Annotated in this window: 23 protein-coding genes; 17 read left to right on the top strand and 6 right to left on the bottom strand. The window is 68.2% G+C overall.

The genetic code is table 11. The annotated features are described in order from the left end of the window. Nucleotides 1-8: 8 nt before the first annotated feature. The 3 genes from JL100_RS08085 to hppD all read right to left on the bottom strand — a co-directional run bounded on the left by JL100_RS08085 (nt 9) and on the right by hppD (nt 3,376). Nucleotides 9-395, bottom strand: coding sequence for a response regulator (locus JL100_RS08085; protein ID WP_202682553.1), 387 nt, complete (start codon nt 393-395; stop codon nt 9-11). Next, nucleotides 392-2,023, bottom strand: coding sequence for a sensor histidine kinase (locus JL100_RS08080; protein WP_202682554.1), 1,632 nt, complete (start codon nt 2,021-2,023; stop codon nt 392-394). Before JL100_RS08080 ends, JL100_RS08085 begins: the two co-directional genes overlap by 4 nt. Before the next feature lie 273 nt (nt 2,024-2,296). Further along, nucleotides 2,297-3,376, bottom strand: a complete 1,080-nt coding sequence (hppD, locus tag JL100_RS08075; protein WP_202682555.1) for a 4-hydroxyphenylpyruvate dioxygenase — start codon at nt 3,374-3,376, stop codon at nt 2,297-2,299. A gap of 325 nt (nt 3,377-3,701) precedes the next feature. Between hppD and JL100_RS08070 the strand changes: the two genes are divergently transcribed. The 5 genes from JL100_RS08070 to JL100_RS08050 all read left to right on the top strand — a co-directional run bounded on the left by JL100_RS08070 (nt 3,702) and on the right by JL100_RS08050 (nt 8,755). Further along, the gene (locus JL100_RS08070) at nt 3,702-4,496 is read left to right on the top strand and encodes a UDP-2,3-diacylglucosamine diphosphatase (protein WP_228421134.1); all 795 of its coding nucleotides are present in this window, start codon (nt 3,702-3,704) and stop codon (nt 4,494-4,496) included. After that, entirely contained in the window at nt 4,493-5,515 is a 1,023-nt protein-coding gene (locus tag JL100_RS08065) for a glycosyltransferase family 4 protein (protein WP_228421133.1), read from the top strand. Before JL100_RS08070 ends, JL100_RS08065 begins: the two co-directional genes overlap by 4 nt. 78 nt (nt 5,516-5,593) lie before the next feature. Next, nucleotides 5,594-6,877, top strand: coding sequence for a 3-deoxy-D-manno-octulosonic acid transferase (locus tag JL100_RS08060; RefSeq protein WP_202682557.1), 1,284 nt, complete (start codon nt 5,594-5,596; stop codon nt 6,875-6,877). After that, a complete protein-coding gene (lpxK, locus tag JL100_RS08055; protein ID WP_202682597.1) occupies nt 6,874-7,875 on the top strand; it encodes a tetraacyldisaccharide 4'-kinase in 1,002 nt (333 codons plus the stop codon). The genes JL100_RS08060 and lpxK overlap by 4 nt, the downstream gene beginning before the upstream one ends. Continuing rightward, nucleotides 7,865-8,755 (top strand): LpxL/LpxP family acyltransferase, encoded by an 891-nt coding sequence (locus tag JL100_RS08050; protein WP_202682558.1) that lies wholly within the window; start codon nt 7,865-7,867, stop codon nt 8,753-8,755. Before lpxK ends, JL100_RS08050 begins: the two co-directional genes overlap by 11 nt. Nucleotides 8,756-8,797: 42 nt before the next feature. Here the strand turns inward: JL100_RS08050 and xseA are convergent, their stop codons facing one another. Further along, the gene (gene xseA / locus JL100_RS08045; protein ID WP_202682559.1) at nt 8,798-10,369 is read right to left on the bottom strand and encodes an exodeoxyribonuclease VII large subunit; all 1,572 of its coding nucleotides are present in this window, start codon (nt 10,367-10,369) and stop codon (nt 8,798-8,800) included. Nucleotides 10,370-10,542: 173 nt separating this feature from the next. On the opposite strand from xseA, the gene purD reads away from it, so the two are divergent. The 12 genes from purD to JL100_RS07985 all read left to right on the top strand — a co-directional run bounded on the left by purD (nt 10,543) and on the right by JL100_RS07985 (nt 24,627). Further along, nucleotides 10,543-11,832 carry a phosphoribosylamine--glycine ligase gene (gene purD / locus JL100_RS08040; RefSeq protein WP_202682560.1) on the top strand — a complete coding sequence of 430 codons (1,290 nt, stop codon included), beginning with the start codon at nt 10,543-10,545 and terminating at the stop codon, nt 11,830-11,832. 111 nt (nt 11,833-11,943) lie between these two features. Beyond that, the gene (locus JL100_RS08035; RefSeq protein WP_202682561.1) at nt 11,944-12,903 is read left to right on the top strand and encodes an Rpn family recombination-promoting nuclease/putative transposase; all 960 of its coding nucleotides are present in this window, start codon (nt 11,944-11,946) and stop codon (nt 12,901-12,903) included. A 109-nt stretch (nt 12,904-13,012) separates the two neighbouring features. After that, nucleotides 13,013-14,665 carry a hypothetical protein gene (locus JL100_RS08030; protein WP_202682562.1) on the top strand — a complete coding sequence of 551 codons (1,653 nt, stop codon included), beginning with the start codon at nt 13,013-13,015 and terminating at the stop codon, nt 14,663-14,665. A 23-nt stretch (nt 14,666-14,688) separates the two neighbouring features. Further along, entirely contained in the window at nt 14,689-15,759 is a 1,071-nt protein-coding gene (locus tag JL100_RS08025; protein ID WP_211113125.1) for a glycosyltransferase family 2 protein, read from the top strand. After that, complete coding sequence (locus tag JL100_RS08020) at nt 15,756-16,160, top strand: GtrA family protein (protein ID WP_202682563.1); 405 nt, start codon at nt 15,756-15,758, stop codon at nt 16,158-16,160. Before JL100_RS08025 ends, JL100_RS08020 begins: the two co-directional genes overlap by 4 nt. Nucleotides 16,161-16,231: 71 nt before the next feature. Next, the gene (locus JL100_RS08015; RefSeq protein ID WP_202682564.1) at nt 16,232-17,035 is read left to right on the top strand and encodes an undecaprenyl-diphosphate phosphatase; all 804 of its coding nucleotides are present in this window, start codon (nt 16,232-16,234) and stop codon (nt 17,033-17,035) included. A gap of 80 nt (nt 17,036-17,115) precedes the next feature. Then, complete coding sequence (locus JL100_RS08010) at nt 17,116-17,955, top strand: DUF4344 domain-containing metallopeptidase (RefSeq protein ID WP_202682565.1); 840 nt, start codon at nt 17,116-17,118, stop codon at nt 17,953-17,955. Nucleotides 17,956-18,079: 124 nt separating this feature from the next. Continuing rightward, a complete protein-coding gene (locus JL100_RS08005; RefSeq protein ID WP_202682566.1) occupies nt 18,080-19,762 on the top strand; it encodes a methyl-accepting chemotaxis protein in 1,683 nt (560 codons plus the stop codon). 90 nt (nt 19,763-19,852) lie between these two features. Further along, the gene (gene dapF / locus JL100_RS08000; RefSeq protein WP_202682567.1) at nt 19,853-20,701 is read left to right on the top strand and encodes a diaminopimelate epimerase; all 849 of its coding nucleotides are present in this window, start codon (nt 19,853-19,855) and stop codon (nt 20,699-20,701) included. Beyond that, complete coding sequence (mtaB, locus tag JL100_RS07995; protein ID WP_202682568.1) at nt 20,698-21,957, top strand: tRNA (N(6)-L-threonylcarbamoyladenosine(37)-C(2))-methylthiotransferase MtaB; 1,260 nt, start codon at nt 20,698-20,700, stop codon at nt 21,955-21,957. The genes dapF and mtaB overlap by 4 nt, the downstream gene beginning before the upstream one ends. Then, nucleotides 21,951-23,108, top strand: a complete 1,158-nt coding sequence (gene ftsY / locus JL100_RS07990; protein WP_202682569.1) for a signal recognition particle-docking protein FtsY — start codon at nt 21,951-21,953, stop codon at nt 23,106-23,108. Before mtaB ends, ftsY begins: the two co-directional genes overlap by 7 nt. Before the next feature lie 7 nt (nt 23,109-23,115). Further along, entirely contained in the window at nt 23,116-24,627 is a 1,512-nt protein-coding gene (locus JL100_RS07985) for an AMP nucleosidase (protein WP_202682599.1), read from the top strand. Between the two features lie 21 nt (nt 24,628-24,648). Here JL100_RS07985 and JL100_RS07980 read toward each other — a convergent pair whose 3' ends face one another. Together JL100_RS07980 and JL100_RS07975 are read right to left on the bottom strand one after the other, a co-directional pair. Then, nucleotides 24,649-24,810 carry a hypothetical protein gene (locus JL100_RS07980; protein ID WP_202682570.1) on the bottom strand — a complete coding sequence of 54 codons (162 nt, stop codon included), beginning with the start codon at nt 24,808-24,810 and terminating at the stop codon, nt 24,649-24,651. 64 nt (nt 24,811-24,874) lie between these two features. After that, nucleotides 24,875-25,897, bottom strand: coding sequence for an NAD(P)/FAD-dependent oxidoreductase (locus JL100_RS07975; protein WP_202682571.1), 1,023 nt, complete (start codon nt 25,895-25,897; stop codon nt 24,875-24,877). Nucleotides 25,898-25,930 lie beyond the last annotated feature (33 nt).

The raw sequence follows: 25,930 nt of genomic DNA, 5'->3' as shown, positions 1-25,930 counted from the left end.
ACGAAGGCTTACGGCACGCTCAGGGGACCCAGCACCTTTTCCACAGCAGCCTTCAACTGGTGGGGCAGGACCGGCTTGATCAGGAGGCCGGACGGGTGATCCCGGTGGATGCGGTCGATGGTCGCCTGCTCGCGCGAGCCGGTGATGAAGATCACCGGTATGGTCTGGCGCCGGTGGATCGCGATGGCGGCGTCCACGCCATCCTCCTCGCCCTTCAGCCGCACGTCCATGAGGATCAGGATCGGCCGATGGGCGTCCGCAAGCTCGATCGCCCGCCGGGCGGTGGCCGCGGTGCCGCAGACGTCGAATCCCATCTTTTCCATGGTGTCGGTCAGCGACAGCGCGATCAGCATCTCGTCGTCGACGACCAGCACGCATCCGCCATGTCCCGTCATCCCGGAACTCCGGTGTTCGGGACCGTGACGGTCACCCTGGTGCCGTATTCATGCATGACCTGTATCTCTCCCTCGAGTTGTGCGACCAGGGCCCGGATTATCTTCGACCCGACGGTGTCGGAGCGGATGGCGGATCGATGCCCGTCCGCACTGCCGTCGTCGGCCACGGTCAGGGCGGCATCATTGGAAGAACCGGCGCGGAAGGAAATCGTCACCACGCCCTTCCAACCGGCCGGGTAGCCGTGCCTCAACGCGCGGGCGGCCAGTTCGGTCATCAGCAACCCCAGGGGGATCGCGAAATCAAGCGACGTTTCCAGGGGATCCGCCTCGACGGAGACCCGGATGCCGCGCTCGGCGGCGCCGGTGGAAGCCTCCAGGCTCGCACCGAGTTCCTCCAGCAGGGGACGGATGTCGAACCGCGCCAGGTCCTCGGACTCCATCAGCCGCTGATGAACCAGCGCCAGCGCATGCACCAGCAGCCGAAGCCCCTCCAAGGCGTTCCGGCCCTCGGCATCCTTCAAACGCGACGCATGGAAGCCCATCAGGCTGTCCACGACCTGGAGATTGTTCTTGACGCGGTGGTAGACCTCCCGGAGGAGCAGGTCGCGCTGCGCCAGTGAAAGCTCGAGGGCGACCGTCCGCTCGCGCACCCGGGCTTCGAGCACCCCATGCTCCTCGCGGCGGCGGCGGGTGAGCCGCGCCACCGCGCCGAACGCCACGACGATGCTGATCAGGCCCGCGAGCCCGACGATCCAAAGCTCCCCCAGCCACAGGGCGGTCATGTCCGACGTCGGCACCCGGGCGCCGACGATCCAGCCCGATGCCCGCGCCCGGCCGATCGCGAAGTACGACTTCACCCCGGACAGCGTGGTCAGCACGCCGACCCCGGCCTGCGCCTCGTCGATGTGCTCCCTGACCGCGGGCAGGGCAGGACGGCCGATGCTGCTCTCGGGGCAGCCTGCGCACGCGACGACGGTCCGCTTGTCGTCGAGGATGACCCCGCCCCAGCCGGGAGGCAGTTCGAGCCGCTGCAAGGCCCGCATGACGGTTTCCGGCTTGAGCGCGGCGCTGAGGACGTGGATCACGCGGCCGTCCCGCAGGACCGGGACCCTGATGCCGAACACGGGCCGGCCGGAAACGGGACCCAGGGCGGTGGGGCGGGCGACGATCATCGGCTTGCCGGTCCGCACCACCTGCTCATGGCTGTCGAGATCGGGGAATACCGGAAGCGCCGCGCCCAGGGGCCGCAACAGGTTCAGGCGTTGCTGGCCGTTCGCCGGATCCGACAGGATTATCGTGAACCAGTCCGGCTGGGTCCGCGCCGCGCGCTGTGCCTCGACATAGAAGCTGGAAAGATCGGCGTCGTCGAGGGAGCGCGACCCGGCAAGCGTCGTCAGCAGCGCTATCTGGCTGGTGAAGATGCCGTCCAGTTCCATGGCGGCGGCGGCGGCCCGGCTTTCCAGCATCTCCAGGACCAGCCTCTGCTGGCGATCGGTGAGAATCACGGCGACCACGATCGCGAACAGCAGCACCGGCAGGATCGTCAGCGCTATGACACGGATGAACTCGCCCAGGAAGGCTTCCCCGCCTCCGGCGTCCGCGGTTCCTTCCCGCGCCAAGTCCGTCAAATCGGCATGCCTTTCCCGTTCCTTGCAGGACCGCCGGACTCGACCGGCGCAGCGGTCGAAGCCTGGCTGATCATCCTATGGCAAGCCGGGCCATCCATGGCAAGCGGGGCTATGGCAAACCCGGCCGGAGACCGCGCCCCGCTCGGCTTGGTCCTGTCCGGCTATGCGCGGGAGAGCCTGGACCAGGTCCGGGAACGCTGCGCACCGCCCCGAACCGACGCGCTGATCGCGGCGGTGCGCTTAGGCCAAGCCAACCGGCATCGGTTGGACGCCTCACCCGTCTTCCTGAAGCACTCCGCGGCGGATCTGGTCGCGCTCGATGCTCTCGAACAAGGCCCGGAAATTGCCCTCGCCGAACCCCTCGTCGCCCTTGCGCTGGATCACCTCGAAGAAGATCGGGCCGATCACCGTGTTGGTGAAGATCTGGAGCAGCAGGCCGCCGCCGGGCGCGCCGTCGATCAGCAGGTGGTCCCGCTTCAGGCGCTCCACATCCTCGCCGTGCCCCGGCAGCCGCTCCGCCAGCATCTCGTAATAGGTGTCGGGGGGCGGCGCCAGGAACTCGACGCCCCGGCTGCGGGCCAGTTCGACAGTCTCGTAGATGTCGTCCGTCGCCAGCGCGATGTGCTGGATGCCCTCGCCCTTGTAGGCCCGGAGATATTCCTCGATCTGCGACTTGTCGTCGGACGATTCGTTGATCGGGATCCGGATCTTGCCGCAGGGGCTGGTCATGGCCTTGGACTTCAACCCCGTCAGCTTGCCCTCGATGTCGAAGTAGCGGATCTCCCGGAAATTGAACAGCTTCGTATAGAAGTCCGACCACTCGTTCATCCGCCCGCGATGCACGTTGTGGGTCAGGTGGTCGATCGAACTGAGCCCGAGCCCCTTCGGCGCGCTTTCGGCCCCCTCGGCGAACTCGAAATCGACGTCGTAGATGCTGCGGTCGCCGTAGCGGTCCACCAGGTAGATCAGGCTGCCGCCGATGCCCTGGATCGCCGGAATGTTCAGTTCCATCGGCCCGGCGGTGCCCGCCACGCCCTTGGCGCCCAGTTCGGTCGCCCTCTTGTAGGCATGGGCCGCGTCGGCGACGCGGAACGCGATCGCGCAGACGCTGGGGCCGTGGACCCGGGCGAAGGCCTGGGCGAAGCTGTCCGGCTCCGCGTTGACGACGAAGTTCACTCCCCCCTGCCGGTACAGGGTCACGTCCTTGGAACGGTGCCGCGCCACGGCGGTGAAGCCCATACGCTCGAACAGGGCGCCCAGTTCCTTGGTGTCCGGAGCGGTGTACTCGACGAACTCGAACCCGTCGGTGCCCATCGGGTTCTGGTCGGTGATCCGGCCGTCGGACTTCGGCATGGTTTCCTCCCGCGTTTGTTCACAGGCAAAGCGAAAACGACCTGCATATCCATATGGGACGCGGATCTTCGCGCGCAGCCCGAAATCCGCGGAGCCGGAGCCTGCCGGGAGATTGAGGGTGAGCCCGGTTACCTGCGACAACAAGACCCAGAAGAATTTATAGAATTATGCAGTATTTCCGAATTGTTACACTGCAAAGTCGCCAGGATTACAAAAATAATAAGATTGCATTGCGCAGGAACTTGCAATCCACCGAAGCATTGTCAGCACCTTCTATTTAGATGTATATCGGCGCCGACTTCGCAAGCCCTAGAGGAGCCGGCGCATGCAGCCAGACATTGGTGTGCGGCACTATCGAAGCATCTGGATCTCGGACGTTCACCTGGGAACCCGCGGGTGCCAGGCCGACCTTCTTCTGGATTTCCTCCGCTGCCACGAGTCCGAGTACCTTTATCTGGTCGGCGACATCGTCGACGGCTGGCGCCTCAAACGGAGCTGGTACTGGCCCCAGGCCCATAACGACGTGGTCCAGAAGCTCCTGCGACGCGCGCGCAAGGGCGCCAAGGTCTTCTACATCCCGGGCAACCATGACGAGGCGTTCCGGGAGTACATCGGACTGAACTTCGGCGGGGTCGCCGTGGTCGAGGACGCGGTCCACACCACGGCCGACGGCCGGCGGCTCCTGGTGATCCACGGCGACCAGTTCGACGCCGTCGTCAAATACGCCAAATGGCTCGCCCACCTGGGCGACGGCGCCTACACGGCCCTGCTCGGGATCAACACCTGGTTCAACTATGTGCGCCGAAAGCTGGGCTTCACATACTGGTCCCTCTCGGCTTATCTGAAGCACCGCGTCAAGAACGCGGTGGAGTATATCGGCGACTACGAGACGGCGCTGGCCGAGGAGGCGCGCCGCCGCAACGTCGACGGCGTCATCTGCGGGCATATCCACAGCGCCGAAATGCGTCCCATGGAGGGGGTGCTCTATTGCAACGACGGAGATTGGGTCGAATCCTGCACGGCTCTCGTCGAGCACGAGAGCGGCGAGCTGGAAATCATAAACTGGGCGGCTTCACGTCGCTTGCTGCCAGTCAAGGTCTCAGCCAGGGCGGCAGCGTGAAGATACTGATCGTTTCGGATGCCTGGTACCCGCAGGTCAACGGGGTCGTCCGCACCCTGACGACCATTCGGGAAGAACTGGAGAAACTCGGCCATACCGTCGAAATCATAGGGCCGGACCGCTTCCGCACCGTTCCGCTGCCCAGCTACCCGGAGATCCGGCTGGCGCTCGGCGCCGGGCGGAAGCTCGCCCGCATGATCGAGGCCAGCAACCCCGGCGCCATCCACATCGCGACCGAGGGGCCGCTGGGGTTCGCCGCCAGAAGCTACTGCCTGAAGCACGACATTCCCTTCACCACCGCCTACCACACCCGCTTCCCGGAATATGTCCGCGACCGCGCCCCGGTGCCGCTGTCCCTGAGCTATGCGGTCGTCCGGCGCTTCCATGCCCCGGCCGCCGCTGTCATGGTCGCGACGCAGTCGATCGAGGACGCCCTCAAGGCCCGCGGCTTCCGCAACATCCGACGCTGGTCTCGCGGCGTCGATACCGATCTGTTCCGGCCGCGGGACAAGGACTTCCTGGCCGATCCGCGGCCGATCACCCTGTATGTCGGCCGCGTCGCGGTGGAGAAGAACCTGGAGGCCTTCCTCAAGCTGGATCTTCCCGGCACCAAGTACGTCGTCGGCGACGGCCCGCAGCTGGAAGAGTACCGCCGGCGCTATCCGGGGGTGAAGTTCGCGGGAGCGCGCCATGGAGAGGAACTGGCGCAGTATTATGCCGCGGCCGACGTCTTCGTATTCCCGTCCAGGACCGACACTTTCGGTCTCGTCCTGCTCGAAGCGCTGGCCTCGGGCGTGCCGGTCGCGGCCTTTCCGGTGCCGGGACCGCTCGACGTGGTGGACGGCGCGGAGGTCGGATGCCTGGACGAGGATCTGGGCAAAGCCGTCAGTCGCGCCCTCGCCATTCCTGCGGAACGCTGCCGCGCGCATGCGCTGACCTGGTCCTGGCGCGCCTCGGCCGAACAATTCCTCAACAACCTCAAGCCCTTGAGCTGTTCGGACCGATTGGTACAGTCGTAAGTCGAAAAGCCTTAGCCGTCCCCGACGATCGTGGTAAGGTTCCGCGCTTTTTCACGCCGGACTGGTCACCGTTCTCAGATGTTGCAGACGATCTATCGCGGGCTGACGGAAATCGGCGGGCCCGCGATACGGCTGTATCTCGCCCGCCGCCGTGCAGCAGGAAAGGAAGATCCGGCCCGGGGTCCGGAACGCCTGGGCTGCGCCTCCGCGCATCGTCCCTCCGGACGGCTCGCCTGGTTCCACGCCGCGAGCGTCGGCGAATCCCTGTCGGTCCTGGTCCTGATCAACCGTCTGCTGGAACGCTATCCGGATCTCTCCGTGCTCGTGACGACCGGTACCGTCACCTCGGCCGAGCTGATGGCGCGGCGCCTGCCCACCCGGGCGATCCACCAGTATGTGCCGGTGGACAGGATGCCCTATGTCCGGCGCTTCCTGGACCACTGGCGGCCCGACCTTGCGCTCTGGATCGAGTCCGAGATCTGGCCGAACCTGCTGTGCGAGATCGGGCGGCGCCGCATTCCCGCGGTCCTGGTCAATGCCCGCATGTCCGCCGGTTCGTTTCGCAACTGGAGCCGGGTGCCGGGCTTCATCCGGCCCCTGCTGCGGACCTTCGGCCTCTGCCTCGCCCAGACCGAACTGGAGGCCGACCGGCTGCGCAGGCTGGGCGCCCGCGACGTGCGCTGCGTCGGCAACCTGAAATTCTCGGCGGAACCCCTGCCGGCCGATCCCGCGGCGCTGGCCGTCCTGCGCCAGGCCTTCGGCGACCGTCCGCTGTGGCTGCTGGCAAGCAGCCATCCCGGGGAAGAGGCCATCGCGGCCGATGTCCACGCCGCCCTGCGCGACCGCCTGCCCGGCCTGCTCACCGTGATCGTGCCGCGCCATCCCCAGCGGGGCGGCGAAGTCTCCGCCCTGCTGGACGATCGCGGCCTCGCGTCGGCATTCCGCTCCGCCGGCGGCCTGCCCGGCCCGGAGCACGAGGTCTATGTCGCCGACACCGTCGGCGAGCTGGGCCTGTTCTTCCGGTTGGCGCCCGTCGTCTGCGTCGGCGGTTCGCTGGTGCCGATCGGCGGCCACAACCCGGTCGAGCCGGCCCAGCTCGGCTGCGCCGTGATCCATGGCCCCCACATGACGAACTTCTCCGAGGTGGCGGCACAGCTCCAGGCCGGCCAGGCCGCCGTGGCCGTCCGGGACGGCGCGGAGCTGACCCGGGAAGTCGGCCGGCTGCTGACCGACGACGCCGAACGGTCGCGGCTGGCCGAGGCCGCAGGCGCCGTCGCCGAGCGGAACCGGCGGGTGGTCGATTCCATGCTGGACGCCCTCGGCCCGAGCCTGTCCGCCGCGGGCATCGCGCCATGCCCCTGAAGACCCCGGCCTTCTGGTACGCTCCGCCCGGTGCGGCGGCGCGCCTGCTGTCGCCCGCCGGCCGCCTGTTCGCCGCGATCGGTCGGGTCCGCCGGGCGTCGGCCCGGCCGGAGCACCCCGGGGTTCCGGTGATCTGCGTGGGCAACCTGGTGGCCGGCGGTGCCGGCAAGACGCCGGTGGCGCTGGCTGTTGCCGCCGCCCTCGGTTCCCGCGGCGTCCATTTCCTGACGCGCGGCTACGGCGGGCGGGAGAAGGGTCCCGTCCTGGTCGATCCCGCCAGCCACGACGCCGCCGCGGTCGGCGACGAGGCGCTTCTGCTGGCCCAGGCGCGCCCGACCTGGGTGGCCCGTGACCGCGTCGCCGGCGCCCGGAGCGCCGCCGGGGCCGGAGCCGAGGCCATCGTCATGGACGATGGCTTCCAGAACGCCCGGCTGGGGAAAGACCTGTCGATCCTGGTGGTCGATGGCGGCGCCGGTTTCGGCAACGGCCACACGATTCCGGCCGGCCCCCTGCGGGAGCCGGTCGACGTCGGCCTGGCGAGAGCCGACGCGGTGGTCGTGCTGGGCCGCGACACCGCCGGGGTGGCGCAGCGGATCGGCGACCGCCTGCCGGTTCTCCAAGCCCGCCTGACGCCCGACCCCGCCACCGCGAGGGCCCTGCGCGGACAGCGGGTGGTCGCGTTCGCCGGCATCGGCAGGCCGGCCAAGTTCTTCGAAACGCTCGGCGACATGGGAGCGCATCTGGTCGGCAGGGTCGCTTTCGCCGACCATCATCCCTATCTTCCGGACGAGGTCATGCGCCTGGTCGAACATGCCGCCGGACTCGGCGCCTCCCTGGTCACCACCGCGAAGGACGCGGTGCGGCTTCCGCCGGACGCCCGCTCCATGGTCCGGGTGGTGCCGGTCTCGGTCGTCTGGGACGACCCGGCGGCGCTTGGCCGGCTTCTGTCCTCCTACGCCCCTTCCCCGATCCCGCCCGCGACTCCCCATGGCCACTAGAACGAATTTTGCCCGGCTGCGCCGGCGCTACCTGGGATATCCGCTCGAAGCGGCCCTCCTGTACGCCATCTACGGCATCTTCGCGGTCCTGCCGCTCGATGCCGCCTCGGCGCTGGGCGGCTGGATCGGCCGCACCGTCGGCCCGCGCCTGGGTACGTCGCGCAAGGCCCTGCGCAACATCGATCGCGCGCTGCCTGACGCCACGCCGGAACGGCGGAAGGAGATCCTGCGCGGCATGTGGGACAATCTGGGCCGGGTGATGGCCGAGTATCCCCACCTCGACGAGGTCTGGCGCCGTACCGAGATGATCGGTGCGGACAGCGTCCTGCGGATGGCGAAGGCCAGGACTCCCACGCTGTTCTTTTCCGCCCACCTCGCGAATTGGGAACTCAACACCATGGGGGCGACCCGCAACGGCCTGCCGATCACGGCCGTCTACCGCCGCCCCAACAACCCGGCAGTAGGCCGCCTCATCGACCATGTCCGCGCGGTCACCGGCAGCCGCTTCGTCGCCAAGGGCCGCACCGGCGCCCGCGAGATCATGGCGACCCTGCGGGACGGCGACAGCGTCTGCATGATGATCGACCAGAAGATGAACGACGGCATTCCGGTCCCGTTCTTCGGGCGAGACGCCATGACCGCGCCGGCGATCGCCCAGCTCGCCCTGCGGTTCGACTGCCCGATCGTCCCGGTCCTGACCGAAAGGCTGGGCGGCGCCAGGTTCAGGCTGACCGTCTTTCCGCCGATGGACGTGCCGAAGTCAGGCAACCGCGACGCCGATATCCGCGCCATGATGGCCAGGATCAACGCCGTGGTGGAGGAGTGGGTCCGCGCCCGGCCCGAGCAGTGGCTGTGGCTCCACCGGCGCTGGCCGGACTGAACCGGCCCCGGGGCCGCCGGGGGGGCCGGCGGCGGGACGTCCTCAGAACAGCAACCCCTGCTTGGCTTTCGCCTCCGTCTTGCGCGGCTGCTTCGGCGACTCCGCCCTGCGCGCCAGCCCGCCTCCGCCGACGACGGCATCGACCTTGCCGTCATGGAATTCCAGCGTCACCGGCATGCCGGCCTTCGCGTCGCCCGCGGAGGTGACCGGCTGCTCGGCGTCGTCGGTCACCAGGGCGAACCCGCGCTCCAGGATGCCGCGGTACGAATAGCTCTCCAGCAAAGCGGCACCCGCCTTGAGGCGGTTCATGCGCTCGGCGACCAGCCGGCCATACCCGGCATCCATACGCTCGCCCAGCTCGGCAAGCCTCCGGCCGCCGTCCCCGACGCGGATGCGGATCGGCAGCAGCGTCAGCCGCGAAGCGACGCGGCCGAGGCGGCTTTCCTCCGCCGCGACGACATGGCGCAGGCCGGCGCCCAGCGCCCGCGCTTCCGATTGCAGGCGCCCGCGCGCCGCCGTCATGACCTCGCGCGGGTGGCGCAGCTTCGCGCCCAGTTCGGCGATCCGCGTCCGCCGGCGCTCGATCGTGCCGGCGACCGCGATGCCGAGCCGCTCCCAACGGTCGTCCAGCCGCTGGACGCAGCCTTCCAGCAGCGTCTGCGGATCGCCCAGGCCGCGCGCCAGACCGTCGACCAGATTGCGCCGCTCCAGGATCATCCGTCCGGTGCCGCCGTGCAGCCGGCGCTGGCAGTCCAGCACCTGGGCGATCAGCTCGGCCCGGACGGGCACGGCCATCTCGGCCGCGGCGGTCGGGGTCGGCGCCCGCCGGTCCGACGCGAAGTCGATCAGCGTGGTGTCGGTCTCGTGCCCGACGGCGGAGATCAGCGGGATCGCGCTGTCGGCCGCGGCACGCACCACGATTTCCTCGTTGAAGGCCATCAGGTCTTCCAGCGAGCCGCCGCCGCGCGCCACGATGATCAGGTCGGGTCGCGGCACCGGCCCGCCCGGCGCGATCCCGTTGAATCCCCGGATCGCGGCGGCGACCTGGGCCGCGGCCCCTTCGCCCTGCACCGCGACCGGCCACAGCAGCACGTGGCGCGGAAACCGGTCGGCCAGACGGTGCAGGATGTCGCGGATCACCGCTCCGGTCGGAGAGGTGACGACTCCGATCACCCCCGGCAGGAACGGCAGTGGACTCTTGCGCGCCGCATCGAACAGTCCCTCCGCGGCCAGCCGGCGCTTGCGCTCCTCCAGCAGCTTGAGCAGCGCCCCCTCGCCGGCCAGTTCCATCGTCTCGATGACCAGCTGGTACTGCGACCGGCCGGGATATGTCGTCAGGCGGCCGGTGCAGATGACCTCCATCCCCTCCTCGGGACGGACCGCCAGCTTGGCGGCGGTGCCGCGCCAGCAGACCGATTCGATGACCGACGTCTCGTCCTTCAGGCGCAGGTAGACGTGGCCGGAGCCGTGCCGCTTGGGCTGGGAAACCTCGCCCCGGACGCGCACATACCCGAAGGACTCCTCGACCGTGCGCTTCAGCGCCCGCGACAATTCTGTCACGGTGAACTCGGCAAGGTTCGAGCCGGGGCGGCTGGGGGCGGGTTCGCGATCCATTAGGGGTTGGTCTTGTGTCATGGCGTCGGCATGATACAAGCCTTCGCCTTCTCAACAAGGCCGTAAGGCCCCCGCCCTGGAATCAGGGCTTCAAAAGTACGCTCTGGAATCAGGGCTCCAAAAGCACGCCCTGGGATCAGGGTTTCAAAAGGACGTCGTAGAGGACAAGAGGCATGAAGGTACTGGTGGTCGGCTCGGGTGGACGCGAGCACGCGCTCTGTTGGGCGATCGCGGCGTCCCCTCTCTGCGACAAGCTGTATTGCGCGCCCGGCAACGCGGGCATCACGCGGGAAGCCGAGTGCGTGGCGATCAAGGCGGACGATCTGGACGGCCTGGTGCGATTCGCCATGGAGAACGCCATCGACTTCGTCGTGGTCGGGCCGGAGCAGCCGCTGGTGCTGGGTCTGGTGGACCGACTGGAGGCCGCGGGCATCAAGGCGTTCGGCCCGACCGCCGCCGCCGCGGCGCTCGAAGGCTCCAAGGGCTTCATGAAGGATCTCTGCGCCAAGTACGGCATCCCCACCGCCGCCTATGGCCGTTTCACCGATGCCGAGTCGGCGCACGCCTTCGTCCGCGAACGGGGCGCTCCGATCGTCGTCAAGGCCGACGGGCTGGCGGCCGGCAAGGGCGTGACCATCGCCCGCACCGTCGAGGAGGCCTTGGCCGCGGTCGACGAGGCGATGATCGAGTCGCGCTTCGGCAACGCCGGTGCCGAACTGGTGATCGAGGAGTTCCTGGCGGGCGAGGAAGCCAGCTTCTTCGCCCTGGTCGACGGTTCCACCGCCCTGCCCCTGGTCTCGGCCCAGGACCACAAGGCGGCGTTCGACGGCGACACCGGCCCCAACACCGGCGGCATGGGCGCCTATTCCCCGGCGCCGGTGATGACCCCGGCGCTGGAATCGCGCGTCATGCGGGAGATTATCGAGCCCACCGTGCGCGGCATGGCGGCCGAGGGCCGGCCGTTCAAGGGCGTCCTCTATGCCGGCCTGATGATCGTGGACACGCCGCAGGGGCCGGCGCCGAAGCTTTTGGAATACAACACCCGGTTCGGCGACCCGGAAACCCAGGTGCTGATGAAACGGATGATGTCGGACGTGCTGCCGGCCCTGATCGCGTCGCGCGACGGCGTCCTCAAGAATTTCCAGCTGCGCTGGTACGACGACACGGCCCTGTGCGTCGTCATGGCCGCCAAGGGCTATCCCGGCGACTATGTCCGCCGGACCGAGATCCACGGGCTGGACGAGGCCGGTGCCCTGCCCGACGTCACCGTCTTCCATGCCGGCACCGTCCTGTCGGAAGACGGCCATGTCCTGGCCGACGGTGGCCGGGTGCTTGGCGTGACATCCATCGCCCCGACGGTGCGCGAAGCCCAGGGCTTGGCCTACGAGGCGGTGGACAGGATCAGCTGGCCGGAAGGCTTCTGCCGCCGCGACATCGGCTGGCGCGCGGTCGGGCGGGGGTGAGTCGCTCCTTGCTCCCCGGGGCATAGGGTCGCGGGCATCGCCGGTCGCTTGCCGACGGTTGCGGGTGCATGCAGAGAAGGGGCGATTTCATCCCACGGGATACCCGCCCCGATGCCTGCCTCCGACAGCCTTTACCACCGCCTCTTCTCCCACCCGCTGATGGTCGAGCAGCTGATCCGCGGCTTCGTGCCGGAGGATGTCGCCGCCGGGCTGGACTTCACCCGGATGGAGCGGGTCAACGCCAAGTTCCACGCCAGCGACGGCCGCCGGCGCGAGGGCGACCTGATCTGGCGGGTGCCGACCCTGTCCGGCGAAGTCGTCCACATTTACCTGATGCTGGAGTTCCAGTCGCGCTCCGACTGGTGGATGGCGATCCGGGTCATGGTCTATGTCGGCCTGCTGTGGCAGCAGCTCATCCGGGAGCTGAAGCTGCCGCCCGGCTCGCCCCTGCCGCCGGTGCTGCCGGTGGTGCTCTACAACGGCGAGGCCCCGTGGAACGCGCCGCTGGACACCGCCGGCCTGATGGGACTGGCGCCGGACGCGGCGCTCTGGCCTTGGCAGCCGGGCATCCGCTATCATCTCATCGACGAGGGCAGGCTCGGCGCCGAGGACCTCGCCCGGAGGGACGGCCTGGTGGCGCTGCTCTTCCGGATCGAGACCTGCACCCGGCCCGCCGAGCTGCCCGGACTGGTCGGCGAGGTGATCGGCTGGTTCCGGCAGCATGCGGACCACGACTCGCTGAAGCTGGCCTTCGGCGAGGTGGTGGCGCAGGCCGTGACGGCGCTGGTTGGCGGAGACGGACCGATGGCGGTTCCGTCGGGACTTGGGGAGGTTCAAGGCATGTTGTCGGAGCGGATCAAGATCTGGGAGCGCGAACTGCGAGCCGAAGGCAGGGCCGAGGGCAGAGCGGACATGCTGTCTCGGCAACTCAGGCGCCGGTTCGGCGACCTGCCGGCAGAGGTCGATGACCTGATCGCCTCGGCGACCATGGATCAACTCGACACCTACATGGACCGCCTGATGGAAGCCAGGAAGCTCGCCGACGTCTTTCCGGATATCGATCCCGGCTGAGCTCCGGCGGAAAGCGGTCCATCCGGCCGCCAAGCCTTGATCGCGCGGCGACCGGCGGGTAACTAGACGCCATCGCCCGTCAGGGCCCAACCATCCCATGCCGGTTCCCTTGACGCTTTTGATCCCGATCACGCCGGCCCGTTCCGCGGGGGACCGGACGGCAAGGCTGACGGCCCTGGCGCTGGCGTGCGCCGTCCCTATCGGCCTCGTCCTGCTCAACGTCGCCCTGGGTCAGGACGCCAACTGGGACCTGCGGAATTACCATTGGTACAATCCCTACAGCTTCCTCAACGGGCGCTTCTTCTTCGACGTCGTGCCGGCTCAGACGCCGAGCTTCTATAACCCGACGCTCGACATCCCCTTCTTCCTGCTCGGCAGCGCGGTCCCCGCCCCGGTCGCCTACGGCGTGCTGGCCTTCGTCCAGAGCCTCAACTTCGTCCTGCTGTTCGCCATCGCCCGGACCGTTCTCCTGATAGATGATCCGGTGCGGAAGGTCTGGGCCGCCGGCGCCATAGCGCTGGTCGGCGTGCTGGGCGGCGGGAGCGTGGCGCAGCTCGGCACCACTTTCCATGACAGCACCGTCGGCCTGGGCTTCCTGGGAGCCTTGGCGCTGATCGCCCGGATGCAGGACCGCCTGTTCGCCGGCTCCCGGCGGGCGGCTTTCTGGCTCGCTTTCGTATCCGGCCTGATGGTCGGCTCCGCCATGGGCCTCAAGCAGCCCTCGGTGATCTACTGCATCGGCGTCTGTTTCGGCTTCCTGGCCGCTCCTGCCGCTCCGGGCCGCCGGCTGCTGCTGTCGGTCGCCTGCGGCCTGGGCATCGTCGCGGCGGTGGCGCTGCTGTCCGGGCACTGGATGTGGTTCCTGTGGGAGACCCACGGCAATCCCCTGCACCCCTACTACAACAACCTCTTCAAATCGCCGCTGGGCGCCATCAGCGACTACAAGGACCTTGCTTACCAGCCGAAGTCGGCCTGGGAAAGGCTGATACTCCCGTTCAGGATCAGCGCCGATTCGCAGGTCGCGGGCGAGATCGAATTCCGTGACCACCGGATCCTGACGCTCTACGTACTGCTCCCGGCGGCGGCACTGGCAGGCATCCTGGCTGCCCCGGCGTCCCGGCGTCCCGGCGCGTCCCGCTCCATCTCCCGGCCCGGCATCACCCGCTGGCTGCTGACGGTGGCGGCGCTTTCCTACGCGGCCTGGGCCTGGATGTTCTGCATCTACCGATATGCGGTCCCGCTCGAGATGCTGGCTCCCCTCTGCATCGTCCTGGCGCTCGGAGTGCTGCCGCTGTCCCGCACCGTGCGGATATCCGTGATGGCTTCGGTGCTGGCCGTTCTCCAGGCGACGACCGTCTGGGGGACCTGGGGGCGGTCAGCCTGGACAAGCAATGTCGTGGAATTCGACATGCCCGAGATCCCCGATCCGGACCGGACGATGGTGCTGATCGGCGGGTACCAGCCGGTCGGCCACCTGATCCCCTCGTTTCCGCCGCAAATCCCCTTCGTGAGGTTGCAGAGCAATTTCGTCCAGCCCGATTCGACCGATAACGGTTATTCTGAAGTGCTTCGGCGTAGGGTGGTGGACCATCGCGGAGATTTCTTTATGATCGCGACAGTCCCCGATACCGACATTGCGGCCGACGCCGCAGAGTTCTACGGATTGACGCTCGATTGGGAAAGCTGCCAGGTGATCCACAACAACCTGGGCGAACCGCACAGTTTCTGCGCGGTCCGGCGGCCGACGGTGGATCGACAGTGAATTACTTCGTCATCAGGTGACAATTGATAAACCAGTTCTCCGACGCCAGCCAAGATCGCGGCACGGCAGCCAAGCGCTCCCCCGTCGCCGTGGCCGTTCCGGACAGCGGCTCGCTTGAGGCGGCCTCACCCGGCCCGACGGGGCTGGAGATCGCCGTCCTGATCCCGTGCTACAACGAGGAAGCGTCGATCACCTCGGTGGTCCGCGACTTCCGCGCAGCGCTGCCGGACGCCGCCATCTATGTCTACGACAACAACTCCAAGGACCGCACGGTCGAGCTGGCGCGCGAAGCGGGCGCCATCGTCCGCACCGAGCCTCTCCAGGGCAAGGGCAACGTGGTCCGTCGGATGTTCGCCGACATCGAGGCGGACGTCTATGTCCTGGTCGACGGCGACGACACTTACCATGCGCCCAGCGCGCCGGCCCTGGTCGCCAAGCTGGTCAGTCAACAGCTCGACATGGTGAACGGCGCGCGGGTGACCGACATCGCCGCCGCCTACCGTCCCGGCCACCGCTTCGGCAACATGATGCTGACCGGCATCGTGGCGAAGATCTTCGGCAACCGGGTCGCCGACATGCTGTCGGGCTACCGGGTATTCTCGCGACGATTCGTCAAGAGCTTTCCGGCCCTCAGCGGCGGTTTCGAGATCGAGACGGAACTGACGGTCCATGCGCTTGAACTCCGCATGCCCATGTCCGACGTGGCCACCCCCTACAAGGACCGCCCGCCGGGCTCGGCCAGCAAGCTGCGGACCTATTACGATGGCTTTCGCATCCTGAAGCTGATCATGGTGCTGGTGAAGGAGGAACGCCCTCTCCAGTTCTTCAGCGTGCTCGCGGGGTTCCTGGCTTTCCTGGCGATCGTGCTCGCCTGGCCGGTGGTGGCGACCTACATGCAGACCGGCCTGGTGCCGCGGCTGCCGACGGCGGTCCTGTCCACCGGGCTGATGCTGCTGGGGTTCCTCAGCCTGACCTGCGGCCTCATCCTGGAAACGGTGACCCGCGGCCGGCGCGAGATCAAGCGCATGCAGTATCTCAGGATCCCCGCCCCCGGCGTCCGCGACCCGGCGCGCGACTCGAAGGACAGGCGATGATCCGAAGGCTGTTCCGGGCGGAATTCATCCGCTTCGGCATCGTCGGGGTGGTCGGGCTGCTGGTCGACATCGCGGTCCTGTACCTGTGCCTGGATATCAGCGGCCTAGGCCTCTACGCGTCGCGGGTGGTCTCGTACCTGGCGGCGGCGACGACCACGTGGGCGCTCAACCGCGCCTTCACCTTCACGGGCGCCCATGCCGGCAAGATCCACCACCAGTGGGCCCGCTTCGTCGCGGTCAACGCCCTGGGCGGTGCCGTGAACTACGGGGTGTACGCGGCGCTGGTGGCGTCGGGCGATCCCTTCGCCGCCCATCCCGCCCTCGCCGTGGCGGCCGGGTCCCTGTCGGGGCTCTTTTTCAATTTCACCGCCTCCAAGAAGCTGGTATTCCGCCGCGCGTGACGCCCCTCCCCCCGGAGGTGCGCGGTCACGCCGGCATCTTCCGGCCGGCCTGACACGGATCTGCGAGAATCATGGACGACAGTACCCTGATAAGCGCCCTGGTGATGGGCGTGGTCGAAGGCTTGACCGAGTTCATCCCCGTTTCCTCCACCGGCCACCTGATCCTGATCGGCGACCTGCTGGGATTCCAGGGGCCGCCCGGACGCCTGTTCGAGGTGGTCATCCAACTCGGCGCCATCCTCGCGGTGTGCGTCATCTATTTCCAGCGGCTCTGGCACATCGCCGTGACGCTGCCGACCAACGCCGCCTCGCGCCGCTTCGTGATCGCCATCCTGCTGGCGTTCCTGCCGGCCGCCGTGATCGGCGTGTTCGCCCACGGCTTCATCAAGAGCGTGCTGTTCTCGCCCTACGTGGTTTCCGTGGCGCTGATCGTCGGCGGCATCGCGATCCTCGTGATCGAACGGAACCTGCCCGAGCCGCGCCATTTCGAGGTCGAGGCGTTCTCGCCGAAGCTGGCGCTCGGCATCGGCTTCGTCCAGACCCTTGCCATGATCCCGGGCGTCTCGCGTTCCGGCGCCACGATCCTGGGTTCGCTGCTGATGGGCGTCGAGCGCAGGACGGCCGCCGAGTTCTCGTTCTTCCTGGCGATCCCGACCATGGCGGGCGCCGTGGTCTACGACACCTACAAGAACTACAGCACCCTGACGTCCGATGGTTCGGTGGTGATCGCGATCGGGTTCGTCGCCGCGTTCCTGGCCGGACTTCTCGTGGTCAGGAGCCTGGTCGCCTTCGTCAGCCGCTACGGCTTCACCCCGTTCGGCTGGTACCGCATCGCGGTGGGCACCGCGATGCTGGCGATCCTGTCGATGCGCTGAGAATGCTTGAGTAAAGCCGGGCCTCCACGTAATACTTCCGGGCGGAGTATGGGGAATCCATCCCCTGGGGAGGTCCGGACATGATGGGGGTGCGGGGCGGCTTCCGCCGCCTGGTTGCGTGTATCGCCGTCATCCTGTCCTTCACCCTCCCCGCCGCCGCCCGCCAGGTCACGGCGGAGGAGCGCCGGGAAGCCGACCTGTTCGTCCTCGGCAATACCCTTTTCATCCTGTACCACGAACTGGGCCATGCCCTGATCGACCTGCTGGGCCTGCCCGTGCTGGGGCACGAGGAGGACGCCGCCGACAACCTCGCCAGCATCATGATGATCCCGGACGAGCCGGACCCGGTGATGGACGAGTTGATCGTAGCCGCGGCCGACGGCTGGTACCTCGGCAATCTCTGGCAGCAGGAGGCCGGCAATGCCGAGCCGTCCTGGTGGGGTGAGCACTCGCTCGACATGCAGCGGTTCTACTCCGTCGTCTGCCTGATGTACGGCAGCGATCCCGCGGGCTTCGCCGAACTGGCCGACAGCGTCAACCTGCCCTCCGACCGGCGCGCCTCCTGCGCCGGGGACTACCAGCAGGCCCGCGCCAGCTGGAGCCGCCTGCTGGCCCCGCACCTGCTTCCCGCGGAGGCCCGTGCCGACAGGCGAAGCGCCGTGACGCTCGATTTCGAGCCGCCGGCGGCCGGCCAGGACTATGTCGCATCCCTGTTGCACGAGTCGGGCCTCATCGAAGCCGTCGCCCGCGATATCGGGACCGGGTTCAAACTGCCGCGCGACCTGCATGTCCGATTCCATGCATGCGGCGGGAGCAGTGCCAACGCCTTCTACGACAGTGGCGCCGCTGCCGTATCCGTCTGCTACGAACTCGTCGCGTTCTATAACGAACTGATTCTGCGGGATATCTCCAGGCGCTAGCCGACGTAACGGCGCTTGGGCAAACTACTACTTTTGATATGGATCATCGCAATCCGGAAAGGAGGGCGGCACGCTCCTCAATCCATACCAAGCCGCTTAAAGGCCGATAACCGGGGGAAAGACCATGACACTCAGCAACAGCAGCCTTCTGACCCGCCTTCTGGCAGGATTCTCGGCGGTCCTGGCGCTGGCGTGTCTGCTCGGCCTGCTCGCCCTGAACCAGCTCGAGACCGTCACCGGCCTCACGACGCGGCTCTATCACAACTCTTTCGCGGTCTCGACCGCGGCGCTGGAGGCGAACGCAGGCATCATCGCCATGCACCGCTCCATGAAGGACGTGGCGCTGGCTCCCGACGCGGCCGCGATCGACACCGCCGTCGCGGCGGTGGACCTCCAGGAAAAGCGCGTCCTCGCGGCGATGGCCCTGGTCCAGGAACGCTATCTCGGCGACCGGACCGACGTGGAAGCCGCGCTGAAATCGGTTCGGGACTGGCAGCCGATCCGGGCGCGCCTGATCGCCGCCATGAAGGCCGGCAACCGCGCCGAAGCCTCCGAGATCACCCGCACCATCGGCGCCGAGCAGGTCAGGCTGATCGGCGAGCGGATGGAGAGCCTGACCGAGGCCGCCCGCACGCGCGCCGCCGCCGCCGCCGCCGCCGCGGAGACGACCGGGAACGAGGCCTGGACGCTGATCCTCGGGGCGCTCGCCGTCATGGTGGCCGTCGGCGTCGCCATCGCGCTGGCGATCACCCGCAACGTCAGCGGACAGATCGGACGCCTCCGCGACACGATGGAACGGCTGGCACGGCAGGATTACGGCGCAGCCGTCCCCTACGCGGACCGCACCAACGAGATCGGCCGGATGGCCAAGGCCGTGGAGTTCTTCAAGGAGAACGGTCTGGCCGTCGAGCGTCTGCGCGCCGAGCAGGAATCCGCCAAGGCCGCCGCGGAGGCGGAGCGCAAGCGGCAGATCATGGCGCTTGCCGACGATTTCGAATCCCATGTGGAAGCGGTGGTCGAGCATGTCGCCTCCGCCGCGACCGAGATGACCGCGACGGCCAGTTCCATGTCCGCCTGCGCGGAGCAGGCGACCCGCCAGTCCGCCGCGGCGGCGGCCGCCGCCGAGGAAGCTTCGGGCAACGTCCAGACCGTCGCCTCCGCGGCGGAGGAGCTTTCCTCCTCCATCGCCGAGATCGGCCGGCAGGTCGCCCAGGCGACCGGTACCACCCGCGAGGCCGTGGCGAAGGCCGAACGCACCAACTCGATCGTCGCCGGCCTGTCGGACGCCGCCAACAAGATCGGGGAAGTGGTCAGCCTGATCAACGACATCGCCAGCCAGACCAACCTGCTGGCGCTGAATGCGACGATCGAGGCGGCCCGCGCGGGCGAGGCGGGCAAGGGCTTCGCCATCGTAGCGTCCGAGGTCAAGAACCTTGCCAACCAGACCGCCAAGGCGACGGAGGAGATCGCCAGCCAGATCTCCTCGGTCCAAGGCGCCACGGGGCAGGCGGTCTCGGCCATCCAGGACATCGCGGCGACCATCGCCGCAGTCAGCGACGCCTCCACCGCCATCGCCTCGGCAGTGGAGCAACAGCGTGCCGCCACCGATGAGATCGCCCGCAACGTCGAGCAGGCCGCCCGCGGAACCCAGGAAGTCTCGGAAAACATCGCCGGCGTTTCCGAAGCCGCCCACGAGGCGAGCCGGGCCGCCAGCCAAGTCCTGTCCGAGGCGGGGCAACTCTCCAAACAGTCGGAATCCCTCAACCGCGAGGTCGGGACCTTCATGCACAAGGTCCGCGCGGGGTAAGCGCGGTCGGGGGCGTCAAGCCCCCGCCTGCCGCCGATCAGGTCTGCGGCCATGGACTTGAGGGCAGCGATCGCCATATAACGGCGCACCATGACCATCCCGTTCCTGAAAATGCACGGGCTCGGCAACGACTTCGTCGTCATCGACGCCCGCGGCGGCAACTTGTCCCTGAACGAAGTGCAGGCCCGCGCCATCGCGGACCGGCGCACGGGCGTGGGCTGCGACCAGTTCATCGTGATCGAGCCGCCGAAGACCTCCGGCGCCACCGCCTTCATGCGCATCCGCAATCCCGACGGCAGCGAGGCCGGCGCCTGCGGCAACGCGACGCGCTGCGTCGCCCATCTCCTGATGCGGGAAACGGGGCAGTCCAGCGCGGTGGTCGAGACGATCGCGGGGCTTCTGCCCTCCGCCGCCGCCGAGGGCGGCATGGTCACCGTGGACATGGGGCCGGCGCGGCTCGACTGGAGCGACATTCCCCTGGCCGGTCCCGCCGACACGCTGAGGCTCGATGTTTCCGAGGGCGGCTACGCCGGGCCGGTCGCGGTGAGCATGGGCAACCCGCACGCGGTCTTTTTCGTGGACGACGTCGCGGCGGTGCCGCTCGAAAGCGTCGGCCCCCGGCTGGAACACCACCCCACCTTTCCCCGGAAGGCCAACATCGAGTTCGCCCAGGTCCTCTCTCCGACCCGGATCCGCATGCGGGTCTGGGAACGGAGCGCCGGCATCACCCGGGCCTGCGGCTCGGGCGCCTGCGCCGTGCAGGTCGCCGCCGTCCGCCGCGGCCTGACCGAGCGCCGCGCCGAAGTGATCCTCGACGGCGGCAGCCTGATCATCGAGTGGCGGGAAGACGGCCACGTCCTGATGACCGGACCGGTCGCTACCAGCTTCACCGGGCAACTGGCGCCAGACCTGGTGGCCCCGGATCTGGTGGAAGCATGAGCGCCGATATCGTCACGTTCGGCTGCCGGCTGAACACCTACGAGTCCGAGGTGATGCGCGAGAACGCCTCGGCCGCCGGCATGACCGACACGGTCATCTTCAACACCTGCGCCGTCACCTCCGAGGCCGAGCGCCAGGCCCGACAGGCGATCCGCAAGATGCGCCGCGAGCGGCCGGACGCCCGCATCATCGTGACCGGCTGCGCCGCCCAGATCGACCCGGCCAAGTACGCGGCGATGCCCGAGGTGGACCAGGTGCTCGGCAACGAGGAGAAGCTGAAGCCGGAGAGCTTCGGCCTGACCGCGCCGACCGAGCGCGTGCTGGTCAACGACATCATGTCGGTTACCGAGACCGCCGGCCACCTGATCGGCGGGCTGGAAGGCCGGGCGCGCGCCTTCGTCCAGGTCCAGAACGGCTGCGACCACCGCTGCACCTTCTGCATCATCCCCTATGGCCGGGGCAACTCGCGGTCCGTTCCGATCGGCGAGGTGGTCCGGCAGGTCCGGCTGCTGGTCCAGTCCGGCTATAACGAGGTAGTCCTGACCGGGGTGGACATCACCTCCTACGGCCCCGACCTGCCCGGCAGCCCGACGCTGGGCCAGATGATCCGCCGGCTGCTGGCCCAGGTACCGGACCTGAAGCGCCTGCGCCTGTCCTCGCTCGACCCGGTGGAGATCGACGGCGACCTCTGGCGCCTGATCGCGGAGGAGCCTCGCCTTATGCCGCACCTCCATGTCAGCCTCCAGGCCGGCGACGACATGGTGCTGAAGCGGATGAAGCGGCGCCACCTGCGCGGCGACGCGATCGAGTTCTGCCGCCGCGCCCGCGACCTGCGGCCGGACATGGTGTTCGGCGCCGACCTGATCGCCGGTTTCCCGACCGAGACCGACGAGATGTTCGAGAACACGCTGCGCGCCGTGGACGACTGCGGCCTGACCTGGCTTCACATCTTCCCCTACTCCCCCCGGCCCGGCACGCCGGCCGCGAAGATGCCGCAGGTCGACGGCGGCCTGCGCAGGGAACGCGCCGCCCGCCTGCGCGATGCCGGGGCGCGCGCCGTCGGCCGTTTCCTGGCCGGCCGCATCGGAACCCACGCCGCCGTCCTGGCGGAAAAGGAAACCATCGGCCGGACCGAGCAATTCGCCGAAGTGCGCCTGGACCAGCCGGTCGAACCCGGCACCATCGTGCGCACCGCCATAATCGGCGTCGACGGAGAGCATCTGGTCGGCCGGATCGAGCGGAGCACCTCATGCTGAAATTCTGGCGCCGCAACAAGCAGGAGCCGGCCGAGACCAAGACCGAGGATGTCGGACCCAAGGTGTTCGACACCCCGCCGGAACCCGAGCCCCAGCCCGAGCCGGAACCCGTCGCCGAGGTCGAGCCGGAACCCGAGCCGGAACCGGTCCCGGAGCCTGAACCAGAGCCGGAGCCCGTCACGGCGCTCGCCCCCGCTCCCGAGCCGGCCGCCGAACCCGAGCAGCCCGCCCGCAAGGGCTGGCTGTCGCGCCTGCGCGAGGGGCTGACCAAGTCCACCACCAAGCTGACCGACGGCATCACCGGCATCTTCACCAAGCGCAAGCTCGACGACGAGGCGCTGGAGGAACTGGAGGAGCTGCTGATCACCGCCGACCTCGGCCCGGTGACGGCGGCCAAGGTGACCGCCGAGCTGGCGCGCACCCGCTTCGGCAAGGAGGTCTCGCCCGACGAGGTCCGGCGCACCCTGGCGGCCAGCATCGCCCAGATCCTGGAACCGGTCGCCGAACCGCTGGAGATCGACGCCGCCGCCAAGCCTCACGTGATCCTGGTGGTAGGCGTCAACGGCGCCGGCAAGACCACGACGATCGGCAAGATGGCCAAGCAGTTCCGCCAGGAGGGCAAGTCGGTCATCATCGCCGCCGGCGACACTTTCCGCGCCGCGGCCGTCCAGCAGCTCCAGGTCTGGGGCGAACGGTCGGGCTGCCCCGTGATCGCGAAGGAGACCGGCGCCGACGCCGCCGGCCTCGCCTTCGACGCGCTGGAGCGGGCGCGGCGGGAGAAGTCCGACGTGCTGCTGATCGACACGGCGGGACGGCTCCAGAACAAGGCCAACCTGATGGCCGAGCTCCAGAAGATCATCCGCGTCGTCAAGAAGATCGATCCGGAGACGCCGCACTCCGTCCTTCTGGTGCTCGACGCCACGACCGGCCAGAACGCGCACTCCCAGGTCGAGGTGTTCCGCGAGATGGTCAGCGTGAACGGGCTAATCCTTACCAAGCTGGACGGCTCGGCGCGCGGCGGCGTGCTGGTGGCCCTGGCGGAGAAGTATAAGCTGCCGGTCCACTATATCGGCGTCGGCGAGGGAATCGAAGACATGCGGCCGTTCGAGGCGGGCTCCTTCGCCCGCTCCCTGATGGGCCTGGAAGCGTGAGGTGACGATGCAGAACTCGTACAGCCATATCGGCCTTCCCTTCGCGGCGGAGCACTTCACCGACCCCGCCGCGGCGGTCGAGCGGGTGCGCGAGATCTACGAGGCGAACACCGCCTACCTGCGCGACTGCTTCGGCCGTTTCGCCAAGGGCGAGGAGATGCAGCAGCGCGTCCATGCCTGCTACCCGTTCCTGCGCGTCCATACCGAGACCAGCGCGCGGGTCGATACCCGCCTGTCCTACGGCTTCGTCGCCGGTCCCGGCACCTATGCCACGACGCTGACCCGCCCCGACCTGTTCCACCATTATTACCTGGAGCAGTTCGAACTGCTGCGCCGCAACCACGACGTGGTGCTGGAGGTGGGCGTCAGCCGGCAGCCGATCCCCGTCCATTTCGCCTTTCCCGAAGGGCTGCACGTCGAGGGCGACCTGACCCCTGAACGCCTGGGCCGGATGCGTGACAGCTTCGACCTGCCCGACCTGTCCCAGATGGACGACAGCATCGTCAACGGAACCCACCGGCTGGCGGCCGACGAGCCGGAGCCGCTGGCGCTGTTCACCGGACCGCGGGTCGATTATTCGCTGCACCGGCTGAAGCACTATACCGCGACGGCGCCGGATCATTTCCAGAACTTCGTCCTGTTCACCAATTACCAGTTCTATATCGACGAATTCATCCGCCTCGGCATGGAGGTGATGTCGCCGACCGACGATCCGGAGCAGCAGGCCTACCGCCGCCAATACACCGCCTTCGTCGAGCCGGGCGACTTCGTCATCCCGAACCAGAACCTGGGTCCCGCCGACCCGCAGGGGACCCGCGTCGGGCGCCTGCCCCAGATGCCGGCCTACCACCTGAAGCGCCCGGACGGCTCCGGGATCACCATGATCAATATCGGCGTCGGCCCCAGCAACGCCAAGACGATCACCGACCACATCGCCGTGCTGCGCCCGCACGCCTGGATCATGCTGGGCCACTGCGCCGGCCTGCGCAACACCCAGCGGCTGGGCGACTATGTCCTGGCCCACGGCTATGTGCGCGAGGACCACGTGCTGGACGCCGACCTGCCGATCTGGGTTCCGGTCCCGCCCCTGGCCGAGGTGCAGCTGGCCCTGGAGGCGGCGGTCGGGCAGATCACCGGCCTGACCGGCTATGACTTGAAAAGGGTGATGCGGACCGGAACGGTCGCGACGATCGACAACAGGAATTGGGAGCTGCGGGACCACAGCGAGATGGTCCAGCGCTTCAGCCAAAGCCGCGCGATCGCGCTGGACATGGAGAGCGCCACCATCGCGGCCAACGGCTTCCGCTTCCGGGTGCCCTACGGGACGCTGCTCTGCGTCTCCGACAAGCCGTTGCACGGCGAGCTGAAGCTGCCGGGCATGGCGAACAATTTCTACCGGAACCAGGTGGACCAGCACCTGAAGATCGGCGTGCTGGCGATGGAACTGCTGCGCAGGAACGGTCTGGAAAAGCTGCACTCGCGGAAGCTCCGCAGCTTCGCGGAGGCAGCTTTCCAGTAAGCGGGCCAGTAAGCGGGAAGATTACTTCTTCCCGCCCTCGGACTCGACGTTCTCCGCACCCTTGCGGGTGCCGCCGAACTTGTCGGGTCCGCCGGCGTCGGGAGCGTCCGGCTTATGGTGGTTGCCGGTGTTCTGCTGGTCTTCGGTGTGCTTGACCGTCTGTTCGGTATGCGGCTGTTTCATGGTCATCCTCCAGTGCGTGGTAGGACAACAGCTTAAGCAGCCAAGGGTTTCGTCCCCCCCTCCATCAAGCCGTCCCCGGCACCCCCTTGGTGGTCGAATACTCGAAGTGCAGCACTTCGCCCGGATGGACCAGCGGGAAGGCCGAATGGGCTGCCGACGCCGCTTCCGCGAAGCCGGTCAGGATCAGCTTCAGCTTGCCCGGATATGTCGCGATGTCGCCGATCGCGAAGATGCCCGGCGCGCTGGTGGCGCAGGTTGCCTGATCGATCCGGATATGGTGCTTCTCCAGGTCCAGTCCCCACTCGGCGATCGGCCCCAGGTTCATGGCGAGCCCGAAGAACGGCAGCAGCACGTCGGCGTCCAGCACCTTCTCCTCGCCGTCCAGGGTCGCGACCCGCACGCCGGTCAGATGGCCGTCGGCTCCTTCCAGGCCGGAGAGCTGGTAGGGCACCACCATCTCGATCCGGCCTTCCCGGGTCAGCTGCTCCATCCGGGCGACGCTTTCCGGGGCGGCGCGGAACTTGGGACGGCGATGCACCACCATGATCCTCTCCGCGACCTCGGCCAGGCTGATCGCCCAGTCCACCGCGGAATCGCCGCCGCCGGCGATCACCACCCGCTTGCCGGCATAGTCCATGCGCCGCCGCACCAGGTAATGGACCGACGTGCCCTCGAACTGCTCCAGCCCGTCCAGCGGCGGCCGGTTGGGGCCGAAGGCGCCGACGCCGGCCGCGACGATCACGGCGCGGGCGTTGATCCGCGTGCCGGTCGAGGTCTCCACCAGCCACCGTCCGCCCTCCGCCGGGGTCAGCCCGGTGACCTGCTGGCCCAGGTGGAAGACCGGCCCGAAGGAGGCGCATTGTTCGCTCAGCCGGTCGATCAGGTCGGCTGCGTCAATGGAAGGGTAACCGGGAATGTCGTAAATGGGCTTCTCCGGGTAGAGCGCCGCGCACTGCCCGCCGACCATGTCGAGGGCGTCGATCACATGGCATTTCATGCGAAGCATGCCGCATTCGAAGATGGCGAACAGACCAACGGGACCGGCACCTATGATGGCGACATCGGTATGCTGCTCGGGGCTCGACATGGGGACTCCGGAAAAGCTAGGAAGAGTGTGGCA

The organism is Skermanella mucosa (assembly GCF_016765655.2).
GTDB lineage: Bacteria > Pseudomonadota > Alphaproteobacteria > Azospirillales > Azospirillaceae > Skermanella > Skermanella mucosa.
Note: the sequence above shows the minus strand (reverse complement) of the source record. Positions and strands in the feature narration are given on the sequence as shown.